Here is a 1,725-nt window from a genome sequence, read left to right on the forward strand (position 1 = left end):
ACTTTGAGGTGCTCCTTAGAAAGGAGGTGATCCAGCCGCACCTTCCGGTACGGCTACCTTGTTACGACTTAGTCCCAATCGCCGGTCCCACCTTCGACGGCTCCCTCCCACAAGGGGTTAGGCCACCGGCTTCGGGTGTTACCAACTTTCGTGACTTGACGGGCGGTGTGTACAAGGCCCGGGAACGTATTCACCGCAGCGTTGCTGATCTGCGATTACTAGCGACTCCAACTTCATGAGGTCGAGTTGCAGACCTCAATCCGAACTGAGACCGGCTTTTTGGGATTAGCTCCACCTCACAGTATCGCAACCCTTTGTACCGGCCATTGTAGCATGCGTGAAGCCCAAGACATAAGGGGCATGATGATTTGACGTCGTCCCCACCTTCCTCCGAGTTGACCCCGGCAGTCTCCTATGAGTCCCCGGCATAACCCGCTGGCAACATAGAACGAGGGTTGCGCTCGTTGCGGGACTTAACCCAACATCTCACGACACGAGCTGACGACAACCATGCACCACCTGTAAACCGGCCACAAGTGGGGGACCTGTTTCCAGGCCTTTCCGGTTCATGTCAAGCCTTGGTAAGGTTCTTCGCGTTGCATCGAATTAATCCGCATGCTCCGCCGCTTGTGCGGGCCCCCGTCAATTCCTTTGAGTTTTAGCCTTGCGGCCGTACTCCCCAGGCGGGGCACTTAATGCGTTAGCTACGGCGCGGAAAACGTGGAATGTCCCCCACACCTAGTGCCCAACGTTTACGGCATGGACTACCAGGGTATCTAATCCTGTTCGCTCCCCATGCTTTCGCTCCTCAGCGTCAGTTACAGCCCAGAGACCTGCCTTCGCCATCGGTGTTCCTCCTGATATCTGCGCATTTCACCGCTACACCAGGAATTCCAGTCTCCCCTACTGCACTCTAGTCTGCCCGTACCCACTGCAGACCCGGGGTTGAGCCCCGGGCTTTCACAGCAGACGCGACAAACCGCCTACGAGCTCTTTACGCCCAATAATTCCGGATAACGCTTGCGCCCTACGTATTACCGCGGCTGCTGGCACGTAGTTAGCCGGCGCTTCTTCTGCAGGTACCGTCACTTTCGCTTCTTCCCTGCTGAAAGAGGTTTACAACCCGAAGGCCTTCGTCCCTCACGCGGCGTCGCTGCATCAGGCTTTCGCCCATTGTGCAATATTCCCCACTGCTGCCTCCCGTAGGAGTCTGGGCCGTGTCTCAGTCCCAGTGTGGCCGGTCACCCTCTCAGGCCGGCTACCCGTCGTCGCCTTGGTGGGCCATTACCCCAACCAACTAGCTGATAGGCCGCGAGTCCATCCAAAACCGCATCAAGCTTTCCACGGACCCCCATGCGGGAATCCGTCGTATCCGGTATTAGACCCGGTTTCCCAGGCTTATCCCGAAGTTAAGGGCAGGTTACTCACGTGTTACTCACCCGTTCGCCACTAATCATTTTGTGCAAGCACAAAAGTCATCGTTCGACTTGCATGTGTTAAGCACGCCGCCAGCGTTCATCCTGAGCCAGGATCAAACTCTCCGTAAATGTGTTACAGACACAAGACCGGAGCCAAGGAAAATTGGCTGCACAGTCCTGCACTAAATTCGAAACCAGCTAAAAAAGCTGCTCCCAACCCACGGGGTGGGCGGAAACAACCAGTTCAACCAATTAAAATAATTGGTATCAATAAACTTGGCACACTATTGAGTTCTCAAACAACAGA

The 1,725-nt window shown here is 55.4% G+C and carries 1 rRNA gene; it reads right to left on the minus strand.

From position 1 onward, the window contains the following. Window positions 1–19 precede the first annotated feature (19 nt). Window positions 20–1,547, minus strand: a 16S ribosomal RNA gene (locus CXR00_RS17935). Between the last annotated feature and the right edge of the window lie 178 nt (window positions 1,548–1,725).

The organism is Arthrobacter sp. 9E16, from assembly GCF_002929435.1.
Classification (GTDB): domain Bacteria; phylum Actinomycetota; class Actinomycetes; order Actinomycetales; family Micrococcaceae; genus Arthrobacter_B; species Arthrobacter_B sunyaminii.